General features: G+C 66.3%; 23 protein-coding genes and 1 pseudogene. 13 read left to right on the top strand and 11 right to left on the bottom strand.

Annotated elements, in window-relative coordinates:
* Positions 1-99 precede the first annotated feature (99 nt).
* The 3 genes from MU856_RS13055 to lepA all read left to right on the top strand — a co-directional run bounded on the left by MU856_RS13055 (position 100) and on the right by lepA (position 4,494).
* Positions 100-1,323 (top strand): TIGR04063 family PEP-CTERM/XrtA system glycosyltransferase, encoded by a 1,224-nt coding sequence (locus tag MU856_RS13055; protein WP_062902982.1) that lies wholly within the window; start codon positions 100-102, stop codon positions 1,321-1,323.
* 45 nt (positions 1,324-1,368) lie between these two features.
* On the top strand, positions 1,369-2,295 hold the full coding sequence (locus MU856_RS13050) for a hypothetical protein (protein WP_062900753.1): 927 nt from the start codon (positions 1,369-1,371) through the stop codon (positions 2,293-2,295).
* A 375-nt stretch (positions 2,296-2,670) separates the two neighbouring features.
* The gene (lepA, locus tag MU856_RS13045) at positions 2,671-4,494 is read left to right on the top strand and encodes a translation elongation factor 4 (protein ID WP_263587720.1); all 1,824 of its coding nucleotides are present in this window, start codon (positions 2,671-2,673) and stop codon (positions 4,492-4,494) included.
* Between the two features lie 9 nt (positions 4,495-4,503).
* Here lepA and MU856_RS13040 read toward each other — a convergent pair whose 3' ends face one another.
* The gene (locus tag MU856_RS13040; RefSeq protein ID WP_186402968.1) at positions 4,504-4,854 is read right to left on the bottom strand and encodes a helix-turn-helix domain-containing protein; all 351 of its coding nucleotides are present in this window, start codon (positions 4,852-4,854) and stop codon (positions 4,504-4,506) included.
* A gap of 180 nt (positions 4,855-5,034) precedes the next feature.
* Between MU856_RS13040 and MU856_RS13035 the strand changes: the two genes are divergently transcribed.
* Complete coding sequence (locus tag MU856_RS13035; RefSeq protein WP_062900751.1) at positions 5,035-5,661, top strand: GNAT family N-acetyltransferase; 627 nt, start codon at positions 5,035-5,037, stop codon at positions 5,659-5,661.
* A 240-nt stretch (positions 5,662-5,901) separates the two neighbouring features.
* Here the strand turns inward: MU856_RS13035 and MU856_RS13030 are convergent, their stop codons facing one another.
* The 3 genes from MU856_RS13030 to MU856_RS13020 all read right to left on the bottom strand — a co-directional run bounded on the left by MU856_RS13030 (position 5,902) and on the right by MU856_RS13020 (position 7,047).
* On the bottom strand, positions 5,902-6,177 hold the full coding sequence (locus tag MU856_RS13030) for a hypothetical protein (protein WP_062900750.1): 276 nt from the start codon (positions 6,175-6,177) through the stop codon (positions 5,902-5,904).
* Between the two features lie 184 nt (positions 6,178-6,361).
* The gene (locus tag MU856_RS13025; RefSeq protein WP_003038785.1) at positions 6,362-6,661 is read right to left on the bottom strand and encodes a DUF1153 domain-containing protein; all 300 of its coding nucleotides are present in this window, start codon (positions 6,659-6,661) and stop codon (positions 6,362-6,364) included.
* Between the two features lie 2 nt (positions 6,662-6,663).
* Positions 6,664-7,047: a hypothetical protein gene (locus MU856_RS13020; RefSeq protein ID WP_062769927.1), complete on the bottom strand. Its 384-nt coding sequence runs from the start codon at positions 7,045-7,047 to the stop codon at positions 6,664-6,666.
* Between the two features lie 144 nt (positions 7,048-7,191).
* Between MU856_RS13020 and mnmA the strand changes: the two genes are divergently transcribed.
* The 5 genes from mnmA to MU856_RS12995 all read left to right on the top strand — a co-directional run bounded on the left by mnmA (position 7,192) and on the right by MU856_RS12995 (position 10,179).
* Complete coding sequence (gene mnmA / locus MU856_RS13015; RefSeq protein WP_412072791.1) at positions 7,192-8,334, top strand: tRNA 2-thiouridine(34) synthase MnmA; 1,143 nt, start codon at positions 7,192-7,194, stop codon at positions 8,332-8,334.
* Positions 8,335-8,391: 57 nt separating this feature from the next.
* A complete protein-coding gene (locus MU856_RS13010) occupies positions 8,392-8,808 on the top strand; it encodes a hypothetical protein (protein WP_062900749.1) in 417 nt (138 codons plus the stop codon).
* A gap of 106 nt (positions 8,809-8,914) precedes the next feature.
* Positions 8,915-9,055 (top strand): hypothetical protein, encoded by a 141-nt coding sequence (locus MU856_RS13005; RefSeq protein ID WP_186402970.1) that lies wholly within the window; start codon positions 8,915-8,917, stop codon positions 9,053-9,055.
* 34 nt (positions 9,056-9,089) lie between these two features.
* Positions 9,090-9,788 (top strand): DsbA family oxidoreductase, encoded by a 699-nt coding sequence (locus MU856_RS13000; protein ID WP_186402971.1) that lies wholly within the window; start codon positions 9,090-9,092, stop codon positions 9,786-9,788.
* Between the two features lie 88 nt (positions 9,789-9,876).
* Positions 9,877-10,179, top strand: coding sequence for a hypothetical protein (locus MU856_RS12995; RefSeq protein WP_062900747.1), 303 nt, complete (start codon positions 9,877-9,879; stop codon positions 10,177-10,179).
* 12 nt (positions 10,180-10,191) lie between these two features.
* On the opposite strand, the gene MU856_RS12990 is transcribed toward MU856_RS12995, so the two are convergent.
* Complete coding sequence (locus tag MU856_RS12990; RefSeq protein WP_186402972.1) at positions 10,192-10,773, bottom strand: DsrE family protein; 582 nt, start codon at positions 10,771-10,773, stop codon at positions 10,192-10,194.
* Between the two features lie 265 nt (positions 10,774-11,038).
* On the opposite strand from MU856_RS12990, the gene MU856_RS12985 reads away from it, so the two are divergent.
* Together MU856_RS12985 and MU856_RS12980 are read left to right on the top strand one after the other, a co-directional pair.
* Positions 11,039-11,404 (top strand): hypothetical protein, encoded by a 366-nt coding sequence (locus MU856_RS12985; protein ID WP_263587719.1) that lies wholly within the window; start codon positions 11,039-11,041, stop codon positions 11,402-11,404.
* A gap of 15 nt (positions 11,405-11,419) precedes the next feature.
* A pseudogene (locus MU856_RS12980) lies at positions 11,420-11,668 on the top strand (thermonuclease family protein); the annotation flags it as partial.
* Here the strand turns inward: MU856_RS12980 and MU856_RS12975 are convergent.
* The gene (locus MU856_RS12975; protein WP_263587718.1) at positions 11,665-12,339 is read right to left on the bottom strand and encodes a hypothetical protein; all 675 of its coding nucleotides are present in this window, start codon (positions 12,337-12,339) and stop codon (positions 11,665-11,667) included. The pseudogene MU856_RS12980 and the gene MU856_RS12975 overlap by 4 nt on opposite strands.
* 154 nt (positions 12,340-12,493) lie before the next feature.
* Between MU856_RS12975 and MU856_RS12970 the strand changes: the two genes are divergently transcribed.
* Positions 12,494-12,751, top strand: coding sequence for a DUF2171 domain-containing protein (locus MU856_RS12970; RefSeq protein WP_062900741.1), 258 nt, complete (start codon positions 12,494-12,496; stop codon positions 12,749-12,751).
* A 97-nt stretch (positions 12,752-12,848) separates the two neighbouring features.
* Here the strand turns inward: MU856_RS12970 and MU856_RS12965 are convergent, their stop codons facing one another.
* From MU856_RS12965 to MU856_RS12945, 5 genes are all read right to left on the bottom strand, one after another.
* Complete coding sequence (locus MU856_RS12965; RefSeq protein WP_263587717.1) at positions 12,849-13,190, bottom strand: TraR/DksA family transcriptional regulator; 342 nt, start codon at positions 13,188-13,190, stop codon at positions 12,849-12,851.
* The gene (locus MU856_RS12960) at positions 13,187-13,435 is read right to left on the bottom strand and encodes a YdcH family protein (protein ID WP_062900739.1); all 249 of its coding nucleotides are present in this window, start codon (positions 13,433-13,435) and stop codon (positions 13,187-13,189) included. The genes MU856_RS12965 and MU856_RS12960 overlap by 4 nt, the downstream gene beginning before the upstream one ends.
* A gap of 172 nt (positions 13,436-13,607) precedes the next feature.
* Positions 13,608-14,060: a hypothetical protein gene (locus MU856_RS12955; protein ID WP_263587716.1), complete on the bottom strand. Its 453-nt coding sequence runs from the start codon at positions 14,058-14,060 to the stop codon at positions 13,608-13,610.
* 137 nt (positions 14,061-14,197) lie between these two features.
* Positions 14,198-14,347: a hypothetical protein gene (locus tag MU856_RS12950; protein WP_263587715.1), complete on the bottom strand. Its 150-nt coding sequence runs from the start codon at positions 14,345-14,347 to the stop codon at positions 14,198-14,200.
* A gap of 120 nt (positions 14,348-14,467) precedes the next feature.
* Positions 14,468-15,037, bottom strand: a complete 570-nt coding sequence (locus MU856_RS12945) for a DUF4440 domain-containing protein (RefSeq protein WP_062900737.1) — start codon at positions 15,035-15,037, stop codon at positions 14,468-14,470.
* A gap of 314 nt (positions 15,038-15,351) precedes the next feature.
* Here MU856_RS12945 and MU856_RS12940 point away from each other — a divergent pair, with 314 nt between their 5' ends.
* Entirely contained in the window at positions 15,352-15,858 is a 507-nt protein-coding gene (locus tag MU856_RS12940; RefSeq protein WP_234178538.1) for a hypothetical protein, read from the top strand.
* Positions 15,859-15,954: the final 96 nt, after the last annotated feature.

Raw genomic sequence — 15,954 nt, 5'->3', positions numbered from 1 at the left:
GCGCACCTGGCTTCCCCTCCGGCCCGCAGGCCCGTTTCGGCGGCATTACCCGATCGGGGTTGACGCGGCGTTAAGGCTTGTATGGCAAAGGCTTGGCCGATGACCCGGATCCTGCACGTCCTTGACCATAGCCTGCCGGCGCACAGCGGCTACACCTTTCGTACCCGGGCGCTGATGAAGGCGCAGGCGGCGAAGGGGTGGGCGGTCGCTGGGGTGACGGGGGTCCGCCATCCCGACCCCGGACCGCCCGTCGAAACAGTCGACGGGCTGACCTTCTATCGCACGCCGCCGATCGCGCCCGCGCGCTCGCCGTGGCGCGAATGGCGCGAAATCGGCGCGCTGGCGGACCGCGTCGCGGCGCTGGTCGACGAATGGCGCCCCGATCTGCTCCACGCCCACTCACCGGTCCTCGACGGGCTCGCGGCGCTGCGCGTCGGCAAACGGCTCGGAATTCCGGTGATCTACGAAATTCGCGCCTTCTGGGAGGATGCCGCGGTCGGTAACGGCACGGGCCGCGAGGGCAGCGCGCGCTATTTTCTGACCCGTCAGCTCGAAAGTCATGCCGTCCGCGCCGCCGACGCCGTCGCGGTGATCTGCGAAGGGCTGCGCGGCGACCTCATCGCGCGCGGGGTGGATCCCGCCAAGATCGTCGTGTCGCCCAACGGCGTCGACCTTGACCTGTTCGGCGACCCGCCGCCGCGCGACGATGCGCTCGCCGCCGACCTCGGCCTCATGCCGGGCGACGCGGTGATCGGCTTCATCGGCAGCTTCTATGATTATGAGGGGATCGACGATCTGATCGCCGCGATGCCCGCGCTCGTCGCTGCCGAACCCGGCGCGCGGCTGCTGCTCGTCGGCGGCGGGCCGATGGAGGCGGCGCTCAAGGCCCAGGCCGCGGCGTCGCCCGTCGCCGACCGCATCCTGTTCGTCGGACGGGTGCCGCACCAGGCGGTCGAGCGCTATTATTCGCTGATCGACATCCTGGCCTATCCGCGCAAGAAGATGCGGCTTACCGATCTCGTCACGCCGCTGAAACCGCTTGAGGCAATGGCGCAGGGCAAGCTCGTCGCCGCATCCGATGTCGGCGGCCACCGTGAACTGATCGCCGACGGCGTCACGGGCACGCTGTTCGCGCCCGACGACCCACCGGCAATCGCCGCGGCCCTTGCCGGGCTGCTGCGCGATCGCGACATCTGGGATGAACGCCGCCGGACCGCGCGGGCGTTCGTCGAGGCCGATCGTAACTGGTCGTCAAACATTTTGCGTTACGAGCCCGTTTACCAGAGATTGTTGCGCCGCGGCGCTGCATCGCTCGCGGCTTGATGATATAGGACAGGCTCCTCTTCGGGAGCGACGGATTTGGACGATATGGACGATAGCGCCGACGGCTCCGACAAGGTTTCGCATCGCAAGGCCCGCGCCGCCGCCTGGATGCGCGCGCTACGCCCGGCGATGCCGGCGGTCATCGGCGCCGCGGCGCTGACCTTCCTCTTCGCCGCGATCATGCCGATGGCCTGGGTATTCGGCATTGGCTGGAATCTCTATCTCGACCGTCTGTCGGACCTGTTCGTGCCGCCGGTCGGCAATGGCGCCCGTCTCGCGCTGGCGCTTGGCATGGCGCTTGTCGCCGCGCTGGTTGCGGCCTTTGTCGCGCTGCTGATCGCCGAGCCCGAGGCGTCGGGCCTTGCCGCGCTCGGGCGCCGTCTGCGCCGCCGCCAGGAGGCTGTCGACGATGATATTCCGGTGCGCCGCCGCGCCGACCTCCACCCCGATGATCTGCCGCGCGCGCCGCTGCGCGCCGGACGCGACCTTCCCGAACAGGGGCTGGGGCCGGTCGATGCGGCGCCCGAGGTCGCGGCGGACTATCTTCTTGAATATGAACCCGACGCGCTCGCCGGTGCCGATGTCGTCGAGGATGTGGACGCTGTCGAGATCGTCGAAGCGGCCGTGGCACCCTACACGCCGCCCGCAGCCGACGCTGCGCCGGACGAAGAGGATGAACTGATCCTCGCCGATCTTGCGCCCGTCGAGGTTGAAACACCCGGTGACGAACCCTGGCTTCAGCCCGCGAAGATTGCTGGACCGGCGATGCCCGATCCCGCCGACAAATCGCTCGGCGCGATGGTTGCGCGCTTCGAGGCAGGGCTCGCCCGGCGCCGCGAAACCAGGACGGCAACCGCCGCAGTCCCGGTGCCCGATGTCGCCGCCAACGAAGATGCCGACGAAGAAATCGACTTCGCGCTCGAAGCCGCGCTCAGCACTTTGCACCGCCTGAACCGCGGCACGACGGGCTGAACCGCCGCACCCGGCGGCCTGAAATCGCTTTCCTGCATTGTTCCGGCGTGTCAGCCTCGCCGCATGCCTTCCGTGCCATCCTTTCCTGCGCGACCATCGCGGCGGCTGCGGCTTCGCGCCCTACGCACTGCCGCAGCGTCTCCGCCCCGAAACGGCCTGCCCGGTGCAATCGCGCGTGAAGTAGGCGCAATTTTCCGCCATTTTTCGAATGGCACCGCGCCGCGGGCATCGCCCGGTCCTGCGGCGCCTTCGGGACGCTGCGAGCGCTGCAATCGCGTGTGAAGTTACACGCTTTTCTGCGCCTTTCGCGCCGGTGGCTGCGCGCGGCTGCGCGGCGGTGCTGACAGCGCGCAATTCCCCTGCTAACGGCGCGCGATGACGACTCCTCTCTCGCATATCCGTAATTTCTCGATCATCGCGCATATCGACCATGGCAAGTCGACGCTCGCCGACCGGCTGATCCAGTTCACTGGCGGGCTGACCGCGCGCGAAATGTCGGCGCAGGTTCTCGACAATATGGACATCGAGAAGGAGCGCGGGATCACGATCAAGGCGCAGACGGTGCGCCTGACGTACAAGGCGCACGACGGCGAAACCTATCAGCTCAATCTGATGGACACGCCCGGCCACGTCGACTTCGCCTATGAAGTCTCGCGCAGCCTGGCGGCGTGCGAGGGCGCGCTGCTCGTCGTCGACGCGGCGCAGGGGGTCGAGGCGCAGACACTCGCCAACGTCTATCAGTCGATCGAGCATGACCATGAAATCGTGCCGGTCATCAACAAGATCGACCTGCCCGCCGCCGACACCGACAAGGTGAAGGCGGAGATCGAGGATATCATCGGCCTGCCCGCCGACGATGCGGTGCTGGCCAGCGCCAAGTCGGGGATCGGCATCGAAGAAACGCTCGAAGCCATCGTCGCCAGGATTCCGCCGCCGAAGGGCGATGCCGCGGCGCCGCTCGTCGCGATGCTCGTCGACAGCTGGTACGACCCTTATCTCGGCGTCGTGATTCTCGTCCGCGTCGTCGACGGGGTGCTGAAAAAGGGTCAGCAGATCAAGTTCATGCAGGCGGGGACGACCCATCTGATCGACCGCGTCGGCTGTTTCACCCCGAAGCGGACCGACCTTGTCGAGATCGGCCCGGGCGAGATCGGTTTCATCACCGCACAGATTAAGGACGTTGCGCAGGCGCGTGTCGGCGATACGGTCACCGACGCCAAAAGGCCCGCCGCGGCGCCGCTACCGGGGTTCAAGGAGGTTCAGCCGGTCGTCTTCTGCGGCCTCTTCCCGACCGATGCCAATGATTTCGAGAAGCTGCGCGAAAGCATCCAGAAGCTGCGGCTCAACGATGCGTCGTTCAGCTTCGAAATGGAGACGAGCGCCGCATTGGGCTTCGGCTTTCGCTGCGGTTTTCTGGGTCTTCTCCACCTCGAGATCATTCAGGAGCGGCTGACCCGCGAATATGACCTCGACCTGATCACCACGGCGCCGTCGGTGGTCTACAAGCTCAAGCTCACCCGGTCGAAGGAAGGCGGCCCCACCGAGATGGAGCTCCACAATCCGGCCGACATGCCCGATCCGAACCGGATCGAGGAAATCGAGGAGCCGTGGATCGAGGCGGTTATCTATGTCCCCGACGAATATCTGGGTTCGATCCTCAAGCTCTGTCAGGACCGCCGCGGCATCCAGAAGAATCTGACCTATGTCGGCGGCCGCGCACAGATCACCTATGAACTGCCGCTCAACGAAGTCGTGTTCGATTTCTACGACCGGTTGAAGAGCATCAGCCGCGGCTATGCCTCGTTCGACTATCACCAGATCGGCCACCGCCCCGGCGATCTCGTCAAGATGAGCATCCTCGTCAACAATGAGCCGGTCGATGCGCTCAGCATGATCGTCCACCGGGGCAGCGCCGAGGCACGCGGGCGCGGGATGTGCGAGCGGCTCAAGGATCTGATCCCGCGCCACATGTTCAAGATCCCGATCCAGGCGGCGATCGGCGGCAAGGTGATCGCGCGCGAAACCATCGCGGCGCTGCGCAAGGACGTCACCGCCAAATGCTATGGCGGCGACGCGACCCGCAAGAAAAAGCTCCTCGAAAAGCAGAAGGAGGGCAAGAAGCGGATGCGCGAATATGGCAACGTCAACATCCCGCAGGAGGCGTTCATCGCGGCGCTGCGAATGGGCGACGACGCCTGAGGGTGCGCGCTACATCTCGATGATGATCTTGACCTTCGCCGGCGTCGTGCCGGCGGCCTCGGCGATCTCGCGGCGCGCCTGCGCGACCAACTGGCCAAGATGCGCCGACTGAGGCGGACCGCCGAGGCCGTTCAGGTCTGCAAGCGGGGTGCCGAGCACATCGGCGAGCCGGCGCAGCCGCGCCGGCTTGGGGCGCGACCGGTCCTGCTCCCAATAGCAGACCGACGTCACCGCAACGCCAAGCTGGCGGGCAATATCCCGCTGCGTCAGCTGCCGCGCCTTGCGCAACTGCGCCAGCCGCCCGCCAAGCGTTTCGGGAAAGGCTGCCGCCCCCGACGTTTTGAGGGGATTGAGATCCATAATATACACGACCCGGCCTTTTTTGCTTTTTGGCCGCCCCGAATATCAAAGCCCGCCACCGGCTACTTTCAACTTCTCACGCAAAAATAAGGGGCTGCACCCTCCGGCAGGAGCGATTGTCTTTCGGCCCGGGCGGCGATAGCTTGCCGAACACCGACGACAGCCGGGAAAGGACGAAGCGTGCACGCTCCCGCAAGGCCGATCGACGACATCGTCGTGCACAGCGTGCTCAACGACGGAACCGCGGTATGCCTGCGGACGATCCGGCCCGACGACGCCGGCCTGCTCCGCGCCGGAATCCAGAAACTCTCGGCCGAATCGCGCTATCTGCGCTTCTTTTCGCCTGCGCCGGCCATGCCCGATGCGGTGATCGAGCGGCTGGTCGATGTCGATGGCCACGACCATATCGCCTGGGGCGCGATTTGCACCGAATGCGAGGGCGAACCGGCGATCGGTGCGGTTCATGCCGTCCGGCACAAGGCAGGGGCCGGCGGGGGCGAGATGCGTGTCGGCGAATATTCGATCGCAATCCTCGACGCCTTTCACGGCCAGGGCCTCGCCCGGATGATGACCGCGGCGCTGCTCGTCGATTGTCTCGCCGAAGGGTTGACGACGCTCGACGTCAATATCCTGTCCGAAAATCACGCCGCACTGGGGCTGATCAAGGCGATGGGCGGCACGCGCAAGGAGGAATCGCGCGGCGTCGCCGAATATGTGATCGACGTCGCGGCGGCGCTGGAGGCGCTGCGCAGCGACGCGGACGCACGCGGGGTTCAGGATGTGCTGAAGCAGCTCGGTGCCGGATAGGCCGGTGGTCCTCCCCGCCGCCGGGGGTCGCGACCGGCGGCGGGAAGGTGAAGAACGCGGGTGTCGGAGCTCCCGTGTCCCACGCACATCGCTCTAGCGGCGCTGCCATGACGTCACCGTGACCGGCGTCACAGGGGCCAATCTTTTATGTCGCGAACAAGCGAAAGGGCGCCAGCGGCATGCGCTGGCGCCCTTTCCAGGCTGTCCGTGACCCGCGGGGGGCGCAGGTCGGGGACAGTCTTACTTCTTCTGCGTGTCGCCGACGCCGGTTTCGGACGGGGCAACCTCGCCATTGTCGTCCATCGCGTTGGCTTTTTCCTCGCCCATTTCTTCGACCCGGTCGGCCTTGTTTTCCATGGCTTCCTTGGCGGGGCCATCGGGCATGGTGTCGGCCTGATCATCAATGGCGTCGGCCCGCGATTCGGCCTGATCCTCGACACTGTCGGCGGCGGGGCTCTGGCAAGCGCCGAGCGCGAGAGCCGAAGCGGCGGTGAGGGTAAGAGCAATCTTGCGCATTATAACAGTTCTCCCTTGTTACAGGGGGGGCAACGCCGCGCCGCTGGCATCGGTTGCAACAAAATTTGCAAGCCTATGCTTTCGCAATGCTATTTTTTGATTCCACGCCGCTCCTGTCCCGCTCCGACGCAAAAAAGGGGGCGCCCGCAGGCGCCCCCTTCATCATGTATCGCACGCGATGCGATCAGAAGCGCTGCTGGCGCTCGTAAAGATCGCGGTAGTGCTGGATACGCGTGACGCGCAGGCCCGGCATGCCGCTGCGGTCGATCGACCGCTGCCAGCCGGCAAACTCCTCGAGCGTCAGCGAATAGCGCTCGCACGCTTCGTCCACGGTCAACAGGCCGCCATTGACGGCTGCAACCACTTCCGCCTTGCGGCGAACGACCCAGCGCGTGGTGTTCGCAGGCGGCAGACTGTCCAGCGTCAGCGGTTCCCCAAGGGGGCCGATGACCTGGGCGGGCCGGATTTTCTGATTCTCGATCATGCTCATTCCATAAAATCTTCGTCGTGGGGGATCGGCAAAGCCGACGTCCGTGCTTTTATAGAAGAGGGGTTCAACATCGGCTGAAACCCTCTGGTAAACGCGCTGTTCACAGTTTCGGGCAGCCCGTTCGCTTCGTCGGACAAGTCGAAGAAGCGCGCGGGACGAAGCATTCCGTCGTCCAGTGCCTGCACCCCGCCGCCCAGCATTTCGCGCACCGCGCCGACCGCTGCGGCATGCGATTCGTCGGTCTCGCGCTCGCGCAGCAAGCGAACGGTCGGAAGCGCTGCCTGCCGCGCCCGCGACACCGCGAGCAAAATGTCGAAGCCGGGCTTCGACAGGCTCGTCGCATCGGCTGGATGCGGAAGGTCGGAGGGAAGCAAGTTCATGCTGCCTGTCTAGCGCGTGCGGCCTAAGGTCCAGTAAATGCCCATTTCATCGCTTGTTAGCGAAGCTTAACTCGCGTCAATATCTTGACACCCGCCGCGGAAAAGCTGGCATTTTGCCTGATCGCTCCCTAGATGGCGCGCATCATGGCAACCGTAATTTCACCCGCGGGCCTCGCCCAGGCCGACTTCCAGCTCGCCGGTCCGTTAAAGGATCGGCGAATCATGGTCGCGATGTCGGGCGGAGTCGATTCGAGCGTCGTCGCCGCGCTTGCCGCGCGGTCGGGCGCCGAGGTGATCGGCGTGACGCTGCAACTTTACGACCATGGCGCCAAGGCCAAGCGCGTCGGGGCTTGCTGCGCGGGGCAGGATATTCGTGACGCCCGCGCGGTCGCCGACCGGCTTGGCTTCGCCCATTATGTCCACGACCATGAAAGCCGCTTCCGCGATACGGTGATCGATCAGTTCGCCGACGAATATCTCGCGGGCCGGACTCCGATCCCGTGCGTCCGTTGCAACATGGGTGTGAAATTCACCGATCTTTTCCAGCTCGCGCGAGATCTGGGTGCCGATTGCCTTGCGACCGGCCATTATGTCCGCCGCATCATGGGGTCGGCCGGAGCCGAGCTGCACCGGGCGGTCGATCCCGCCCGCGACCAAAGCTATTTCCTCTTCGCCACCACGCAGGAGCAGCTCGACTTTCTGCGTTTCCCGCTCGGCGGGCTCGAAAAGAGCGTGGTGCGCGAAATCGCCCGAGATCTCGGCCTTGGCGTCGCGGGCAAACCCGACAGCCAGGATATCTGTTTCGTCCCCGACGGCGACTATGCGACGCTGGTGCGCAAGCTGCGTCCGGAGGCGGAAGATCGCGGCGAGATCGTGCATATCGACGGCACGGTGCTGGGCGCACACAAGGGGCTTATCCATTATACGGTCGGCCAACGCCGCGGCATCGACATCGGCGGGCAGACCGAACCGCTTTATGTCATACGCCTCGATGCGGCGACAAAGCGCGTCATCGTGGGGCCGCGCCGCGCGCTGGCCGTCGCAGGCGCGCGGATCGGCGAAGCGAACTGGCTTGCCGAGGTCGATCGTCGCCCGGTTCTGGCAAAGGTGCGCAGCATGGCGAAGCCCGTGCCGGCGCAGATGAACGGCGACCGGCTGGTCTTCGCCGCGCCCGAATATGGCGTTGCGCCCGGCCAGGCGGCGGTGCTCTATGATGCAGCCGAACCCACGCGCGTACTCGGCGGCGGCTGGATAGAGGAAAGCTTCGCGGCCGAGCCGACGGAATAGATTGCACTTTCTGTCCCGATGCCGCAGCTTCGGCGCTAAGCAAGGGGAGAGACGATCATGGTCAATTGGGTGTTGCGCGGCGCGGTCCTGCTCTGGGCGCTGCTCTTTTTCATCGTCGGCATTCGCGGCGTGTTGAACCCTGCCAGCTTTACCGAAACCTTCGGAATCATTGCCGATGGCGTCGCCGCGAACACGGTGCGTGCCGACATGTCGGCCTTTTTCCTCGTGGCCGCCGGTGGCGCGGCGCTCGGGGGGCTGCTGCGCGGCTGGTCGCGCGCGCTGCTGGTTCCCGCTGCGCTTTACGGCACTGCGCTAGTCGGCCGCCTGATCGGGGTGGCGAGCGGCGACATGGTCAATGGCGGCATCGTGCAGGCGATGATTATCGAAGCCTTGTCGGTCGGCCTGATGATCACGGCCTATTATATGCTCTCGCGCGCCTCGGCTGCGGCTTCGGGGGTCGAGATTTCGTCATAATGAGCTGATCGGTAACGAGAAATTCGGTCCTGTTGTGTTGCGGGCCGGTTTATGCGTAAATTAATATCGGGTCGCGCTTCTGTTTCCTGTGTGAAAGGGGCCGCACATGACATCCGATGACGACAAGCGGGACCGTTCGGACCGGCGCCAGAGCGATCGGCGCGTCGCGGACGATCCCGACTACAATGGCCCCGAGCGCCGTCAGGGCGACCGGCGGTCGGGCAAGGAACGCCGTACCGGGGGCTGACCGATCGGGCAGGCTGGCGGCACGGTTCAGGAGAATGACCGTGACCCGAACAGAATTGCCGCGCCTCAGCGTTGATATCGTGTCCGACGTGATGTGCCCCTGGTGCATTATCGGCTGGCTGAAGTTTCAGAAGGTCATGGCGCATTTTGAGGGACGGTTGGCCTTCCGTGTCCAATGGCACCCTTTCGAACTCAATCCGCACATGCCCCCCGAGGGCGAAGACGCGGTCGAACACGTCATCCGGAAATACGGGATTACCCAAGCACAGAGCCGGGCCAATAGCGGGCGACTGGCGGCGATTGCGGCCGACCTCGGCTTTGCATTCAATCGGGGGCCGGGTTTTCGGATGCGCAACAGCTTCGATGCGCATCGTTTGCTCACCTGGGCCGGAGCGTTGGAAGAGTCCGATCAGGCGGCAGCGACCGGCGTTCAGACCGCGCTGAAACTCGCGCTGTTCCGCGCCCATTTCACCGACAATCGCGACGTCGGCGATCCCGCCGTCCTGATCGATGTCGCGGCCTCGGTCGGACTCGACGCGGCTCGCGCCGCCGCGATTCTGGACGGCGACGACTATGCCGAGATGGTGCGGATGGAAGAGGCTTATTGGGCAGACAATAATGTCACCGGCGTTCCGGCCTTCATCCTTGGCGGCCGCATGCTGATCCCTGGTGCACAGGATCCCGAAGCCTTCATTCGGGTCATCGAAAACAAGGTTCTGGCGAGCGCCGCCTGAGGAACTGTCCCCGCCGCACGGGCGTTTTCGATCCATTCCCGCCGCACAGGCTATTGGGGCCGATAGGCGCAATCAAGGAGATGGTTCGATGCCCGCTTCCCCCGACGAAGATGCCCCCGAAATGGTCAACCGCGAACAGGATGACGAACCCGCACAGGCGCAAACTGTCGCCGCGGCGGCGCGGCAGGCGCGTCCCCTCGAAGACAGCCGGAAAGTGCCCGCGCGCGACGAGGGCGACGACGCGCAGGATCTGGTCGATCATATGCGGCAGATGGAACGATCGGGCCGCATCGACATGGACGCCTATCGCGGCGAACGCAGCGACGATGACGAGGATGACGAATTGGGACCGGGCGGGGTAGAAGACGACGAACCGCGCGGCGCTCCCTGAATATCGGCGGTACTAAAAGGGATTGAGCGTATAGCCCTGCTGCTGAAGCAGCGCGTGGGCGGTCATCGCCGATAATGCCAGTTCGACGCCCGGGAGCAGATCGGTCTTTTTGACGCCCTGTCCCGCCGCGCTTTGGCCGCACACGATAATACGGACACCGGCCTTGATCAGGGCATCGACAAGCGCGGCGTTGGGATTTTCCGCGCTGGGATACTTACGCCCATAGGCTTCGGCGCCCGCCACATCGAAGGTTGCGGGGCCATGCACGACAATTGCGAGATGGATGCGTTCCGCCAGTACCCCGGCTTCGACCTGCATGTTGAGAAAGCGGGCGGCCGATTCCAGCGTGCGATTGAGTGTCGCCTCTTTCGCCGTGGCAACGTCGAACGCGATGTGAAATTCGGTTCCGGCGGGAATGCGCATATCGGCGTCGGTGACACTTGCGACCTTGCCGAACGCCGGGATGGCCGTACCGCTATGAAAAGATGCCATCGGGTCGGGCGACGCCTTACCCATATCAGCGGCATGCAACGGCGACAGAAGGGCAAGGCCGGCAACAGCGAAGGCAAGCGCGAGCGGGCGGGACGGTGACATCGTGAGGTTCCTCTCGGATCGGGATTGATGGCGCAGCCTACCGTTCCGCTTCAGGCTGCACCAGCCCGCGAGCCCGTCAATCGCGTCGTTTGCGCATCATATCCGCCGTCGCGAGGCCGCCGACGACGACGATGAAGCTCACCATCATCAGCGCGAAAAGAAGAACGGGGGTTTGGGTCAAGGGATCGGTCATGTCTGGGGCTCCTTGGTGGTTCGGAAGCCCTGACATGAATGAGCGGCGGCGCGGCGGCATTGATCCTGATCAATGTGGCGCCGCAGTGGCGGCGTCTGCCGGTCGTCGCTGGCGGTTCGGACCGCACTCGTCATTACTTTGGTATGCCTGCGCTGGCAAATTCGCCTGCATGCCGCACCCGACAGATATCCGTTCCGCTTCGTGTCGTCGCCGTATCCGCGCCCGCCGATCTGGGGGGATGTGGGTGCTGGTGGCGGCAGCCGGAGCCTTTGCGGGAACTTTGGCGGCTTGCAGATGCAGGCATCCGCGCCGGCCCACGCCGAGCTGTCATGGCCCACTGCCGCGCCGGAACCGCATTCGGCGCATTTCGGATTTTGTCATACCGGAGGCGGGCGCAATTGCGTCGTCGATGGCGACACCTTCTGGTTCGAGGGCTAGAAATACCGCCTCGCCGACATCGACACCCCGGAGACGCATCCGCCGCGTTGCGCGCAGGAGGCGCGTTTGGGGACGCAGGCGACCGAGCGGCTGCGCGATTGGCTCAATTCCGGGGCCTTCCGGCTCGAAGAAAACGGACGCGACAGCGATCGTTACGGGCGCAAGCTGCGCATCGCCACCCGCGACGGGGTGAGCGTGGGCAGCGTGCTCATCGATGCGGGGCTGGCGCGGCCGTGGGAAGGGTATCGGCGCCCGTGGTGCTAGTCGCCGCCGGGCGCAGGGGGTAAGGCCTCGCGCAGCGGCTTGTTCGGTCCTGCAAGCTGCGCGTCGAGATCGTCGGCCAGCAATTGCGCGACGGGGTCGTCGCGGCGCGCGCGCAGCGTATCGCGGCGATCGGTCAGCGCCGCCGCGCGCTCGGCTTCAGGCAGCGCCATCACCTCGAGGTAAAAGCGCACCGCGGTAAGCCACGGCGCGTCGTCGCCGGGCACATCTTCGGCCCAGCGCGAGAAGGGGCCGCCCGCCGGCCCCCATTCTCCATCGTGGCGGTCAAGGAAGAAAAGCAGGCGCGAGCCGAGCGGCACCATGTAGCGGACGCAGCCGCCGATATAGGCGAGCGGATGGGCGTGCTGGAGCTCGTAGGGATTGCTGAGCGTGGCGAAGCGGCCGGTGGCGAGCGCGATCGGAAGCGTCTTCGGCGCGTCGGCAAGATTGCCCTTGAGCGCCGCGATCGGCCGGATGTCGAGGCGCATGTTGTCGGGGGCGCCGGCCGCGTCCATCGGGATGCCGCCGGTGACGGTGGCGAGGAGGACCAACTCGGCTTCGGCGGTCAGTTCCATGTTGGTCGGCACCGCATAGCCTGGCGCGGGCGAGCAGGCGGCGGCGGGAAGCGGCGTGGCGAGGCAGGCGAAAACAGCGAGGAGAAGGGGGAAGCGCATGGCGGCCAGGCTAGCCCGCGTGTCGCCGCTTGGAAAGCCGGCGCGGTTTCGGAGCGCTTCGTCCAAGCCGATGGACCCGACTCGGCGCCCCATGCGTATCATCCCCGTCGCGGCCGCCGGATCAGCTGGCGACGGCGCGGCAAGGAGAAGAACCATGGCCGAACACGATCATAGCGCTATCAAGGAACATATGGCCGTCATCGGCGCCGACGGCGTCCATGTCGGTACCGTTGATCATGTCGATGGCGAACGCATCAAGCTGACCAAGGCCGACAGCCCCCAGGCCGAAGATGGCGAAGGCGCCGGGCACCATTATCTGCCCGCCGGCCTCGTCGCCGCGGTCGAAGGCGATACGGTGCGCCTGTCGGCGACCGCCGCCAATGCGGCCGATTTGTTCGAAGAGGCGGATTGACCGACACCCCGATAACAGATGGCCGGGACGCAATCGGGCGCCCGGCACCGAAACTGGCCCGCCCAGCTGCCTCCGGGCGGGCCATTTCATGTGCGCATCAGGCCGAAAGCTTGCGCGCGCATTCGATGCAGAGCGCCGCCTCGGGCTTGGCGGCGAGCCGTTCCTCGCCGATATCCTTGCCGCAGCTGGTGCAGATGCCGTAGCTCCCTTCGTCGATGCGGGCGATTGCCGCCGTCACCGCCGCGACTTGGCGCGCCAGCAGCGCATCCTCGCTCGCCAGCGCATCGTCATCCTCGCGCTCGATCGCTGCATCTTCGGCGTCGGCGCTGATCGGCGCGGTAAGGTCGGCGGCGACCCGCGCCCCGCGCGCTCTGAGGTCGGCGAGGCGCAGGATCAGCCCGGTGCGCACCGAGGCGAAGCTGTCACCGCCGCGGCTCATGTCGTCTGCTCCGCCGCGATGATCGCGGCGATCTCGTCGAGCAGCGCCAGCCGCTGCCGCTTCAGTTCCTCGGCATGTTCGTCGGACACCGGCTCGACTTCGCTCTCGGCGCGGTGGATGGCGCGGTTGACGACATGGTAGTGCTCCGCCAGCGCCGCAAAATGTGCGTCGCTTTCCTTGAGCCGGTGGATTGCCGCGGCATCGTCGGGAAATGCGTCGGCCAGTTCGTGGGGGGTATGCGACATGGGGCCTTCCTCCTGCTTCGATAATCCGCCGATCTTACCCCCAATGCGCCGGCGTGCATTGCGCTGAGTCAAAAACGGAGCCGGGGCACATCGCCCGGCTCCGTTCCGGTCGCCGTCCCGCGACCCACGGGACGGCGATCATCGATTGTGGCCCCGAAAGGCCGACAGCGTTTCAGCGCGCTTCTGCGGCACCCGCCGCGCGGACCGACAGATCGGCCTTGGGCAGCTTCGTCACCAGCGGCCCGGTCACGCTGTCGGCCTGGCTGTAGAGCGCCGAAAGCGGGACATTGTAGAGCTTGCCGCCGTCGACGACGATCGCATTGTCGCCGTCGATACCCTGCACCGTGCCGAGGCTCGCGCCCTTGGCGTCGGTCACCTGTGCACCGGCGCGCACCTGTTCGCGCGTTGCGAGCGTCAGCTTCGCCGAATCGACCGCATCGTTCGCGGCGCCATCGACGCTGGCGACCGTCTGGCCGACGCGGTCGGTCACGCCGCCGACGGTGGTCGCGGGATCGAGTGCGGCGCCCGCGTTGACATTGGCCGCGCCGCCAAGGCCGACCTGCGCGACGGCGGGAACGGCGACGATCGCGGCACTAGCGGCGAGCGTCATAACGGTCTTGCGCATCGGGTTTCTCCTTATTGTCCGATCAAGGCCGCCCGGAGGGGGAAGGGGAGATGGACGGCCTTGCCGACGACAAACCGGCGCGCCGGGCGTTCGTTGCCGCACGGGCGGCGGATCGACCGGCGCGCGCGACGGAGCGATCAGGCGGGGGTGGGCCGCCGGGCGATCAGCTTGTTGAGCGTCGCGATCCGCCGCCGAGCCGCGCTCCAGTCGCGTTCGGGATGCGCCGCGATCTGGCGGAGGAGAGTGCCGAGTTCCTTGCGACGGTCGCCTTCGTTCACGGGTTGCATGGGCTTTCTCCTTTCAGGCGCGCAGCATAGCATGGCGGCGGCCCGCCTGCGCACCGCTCACCCCGCGGGCGGGGCGGACCGGCTGGCGGCGCGCGGTCCCGGATTCGGAAGAACGACGGATCAGTCGGCCGCGGTCGGGGGATAGGGGGCAGCCGCGCCGTGGTCGTAGCTCAGGCTTTCCGACAGGCGGAAGCGGCCTTCGGCGGGCATCCATTGCCAGACGTGCATGTAGCGCGCGCCGCCGACCATGTCCCAGCGCGCGTCCTTGGCATTCCATTCGAAGAAGACATGCGCCGCCTCTTCGAGTGCGCCCCAGTCGCCGAGCGCGCGGATGACGCGCGATCCGGGGACGAGCAGGCGGCGGTTGCGATAGCCCGCCTGCGCACCGCCGGGCGCGCGTGCGGCGCAATTTTTCTCCATCCCCGCGACGAAATCGGCGCGGTCGGCGATAGCCAGCCCGTCCTTGTCGTGGAGCATCCGGTAATCCGGGGTGAGCAGATCGGGCAGCGCGGCGGGATCGCAGCCTTCGAACACCGCCCAGAACAGCCGCGCATCGTTTGCCGCAATCGCCGCGTCGAGCGCGGCGCCGGTCGGCATCGGCGCGGACTGCGCAGCGACGGCGGGCGGGGGTGCAGGTGGGGCCTGCGGCGCGGGCGCCAGTGCGGCGGCGAGGAGAAGGGCGAGGGACATGGGGCGAAGCTCCTTGCTGTGTTGTTTGTATAATACGGCTGGACTCGGCGGGGCGCAAGCGGCGTGTACGCGATCCCCCCTGCCGCGCAGCGATGGAGAATCGCAGACGGCGCGCAGCGCCAGCGGCTGCTCCGTCAGCCCTTGCGGGCTGCCACCTCCCCATGGCTTCGCCAAAGGGAGGATCGGGTGGGACTGTTGCTGTGTGCCCCGGCCTTCGCCTGGGATCACGGGGCCGGGGGCGTGGAAACGGGAAGCGGCGGGGTTGCGCTGGCGGGGCTGGCGTCGGGGCGCAGCTGTCCCTATTTGTGCGATTGATGAGCAATGGGGACAGAAGGATCGTCGTGATCGCGCGGCTGAAGCCCAAACCGCTGCTGGCGGGGGCGATCGTTTGCGCGCTGATATTGGCGGCGCTGGCGCTGGGGCAGGCGGAGCCGGTGCGCGGCGACGGCATGGGCGCGATGCTGCGGAACCTGGTCTTCGGCGATGCGGTGGCGACGACGGCGATGATCGCCGCGGCGATCGGCCTGTCGACCTGTTTCCGCCTGTGGCGCCAGCGCGACGCCTGGATCTTTCACGACGGTATGCGCCTCTATCGCGGCAACAGCCTGTCGTGGCCTCTGGCGACAATCCGCGATGTGGTTGTTGAACGCAGTGACATCGGCATCGCCTCGCTGCGGCTGGTCGTAGACGACGACAGCGAGACAACGCGCGAGCTGGTGAAGCTGCCGCTGCTCGAAGGCTCCCCCGAAGCGGTGCGCGGTGGCGTGCTGTTCGCGGCGGCGGGGGTGAAAGCGGTGCCGAGCGGGGTCACGGTGAATTGAGGGTGGCCGGGGGCGGGCCTTTCGGATTTCACACGAAGACGCTAAGCGGTCTGGCTTCCTCCCCATCGTCATTCCGGACTTGATCCGGCATCCATG

The organism is Sphingopyxis sp. GC21 (assembly GCF_025727575.1).
GTDB lineage: Bacteria > Pseudomonadota > Alphaproteobacteria > Sphingomonadales > Sphingomonadaceae > Sphingopyxis > Sphingopyxis terrae_A.
This window is presented reverse-complemented; position numbering and strand designations above follow the sequence as displayed.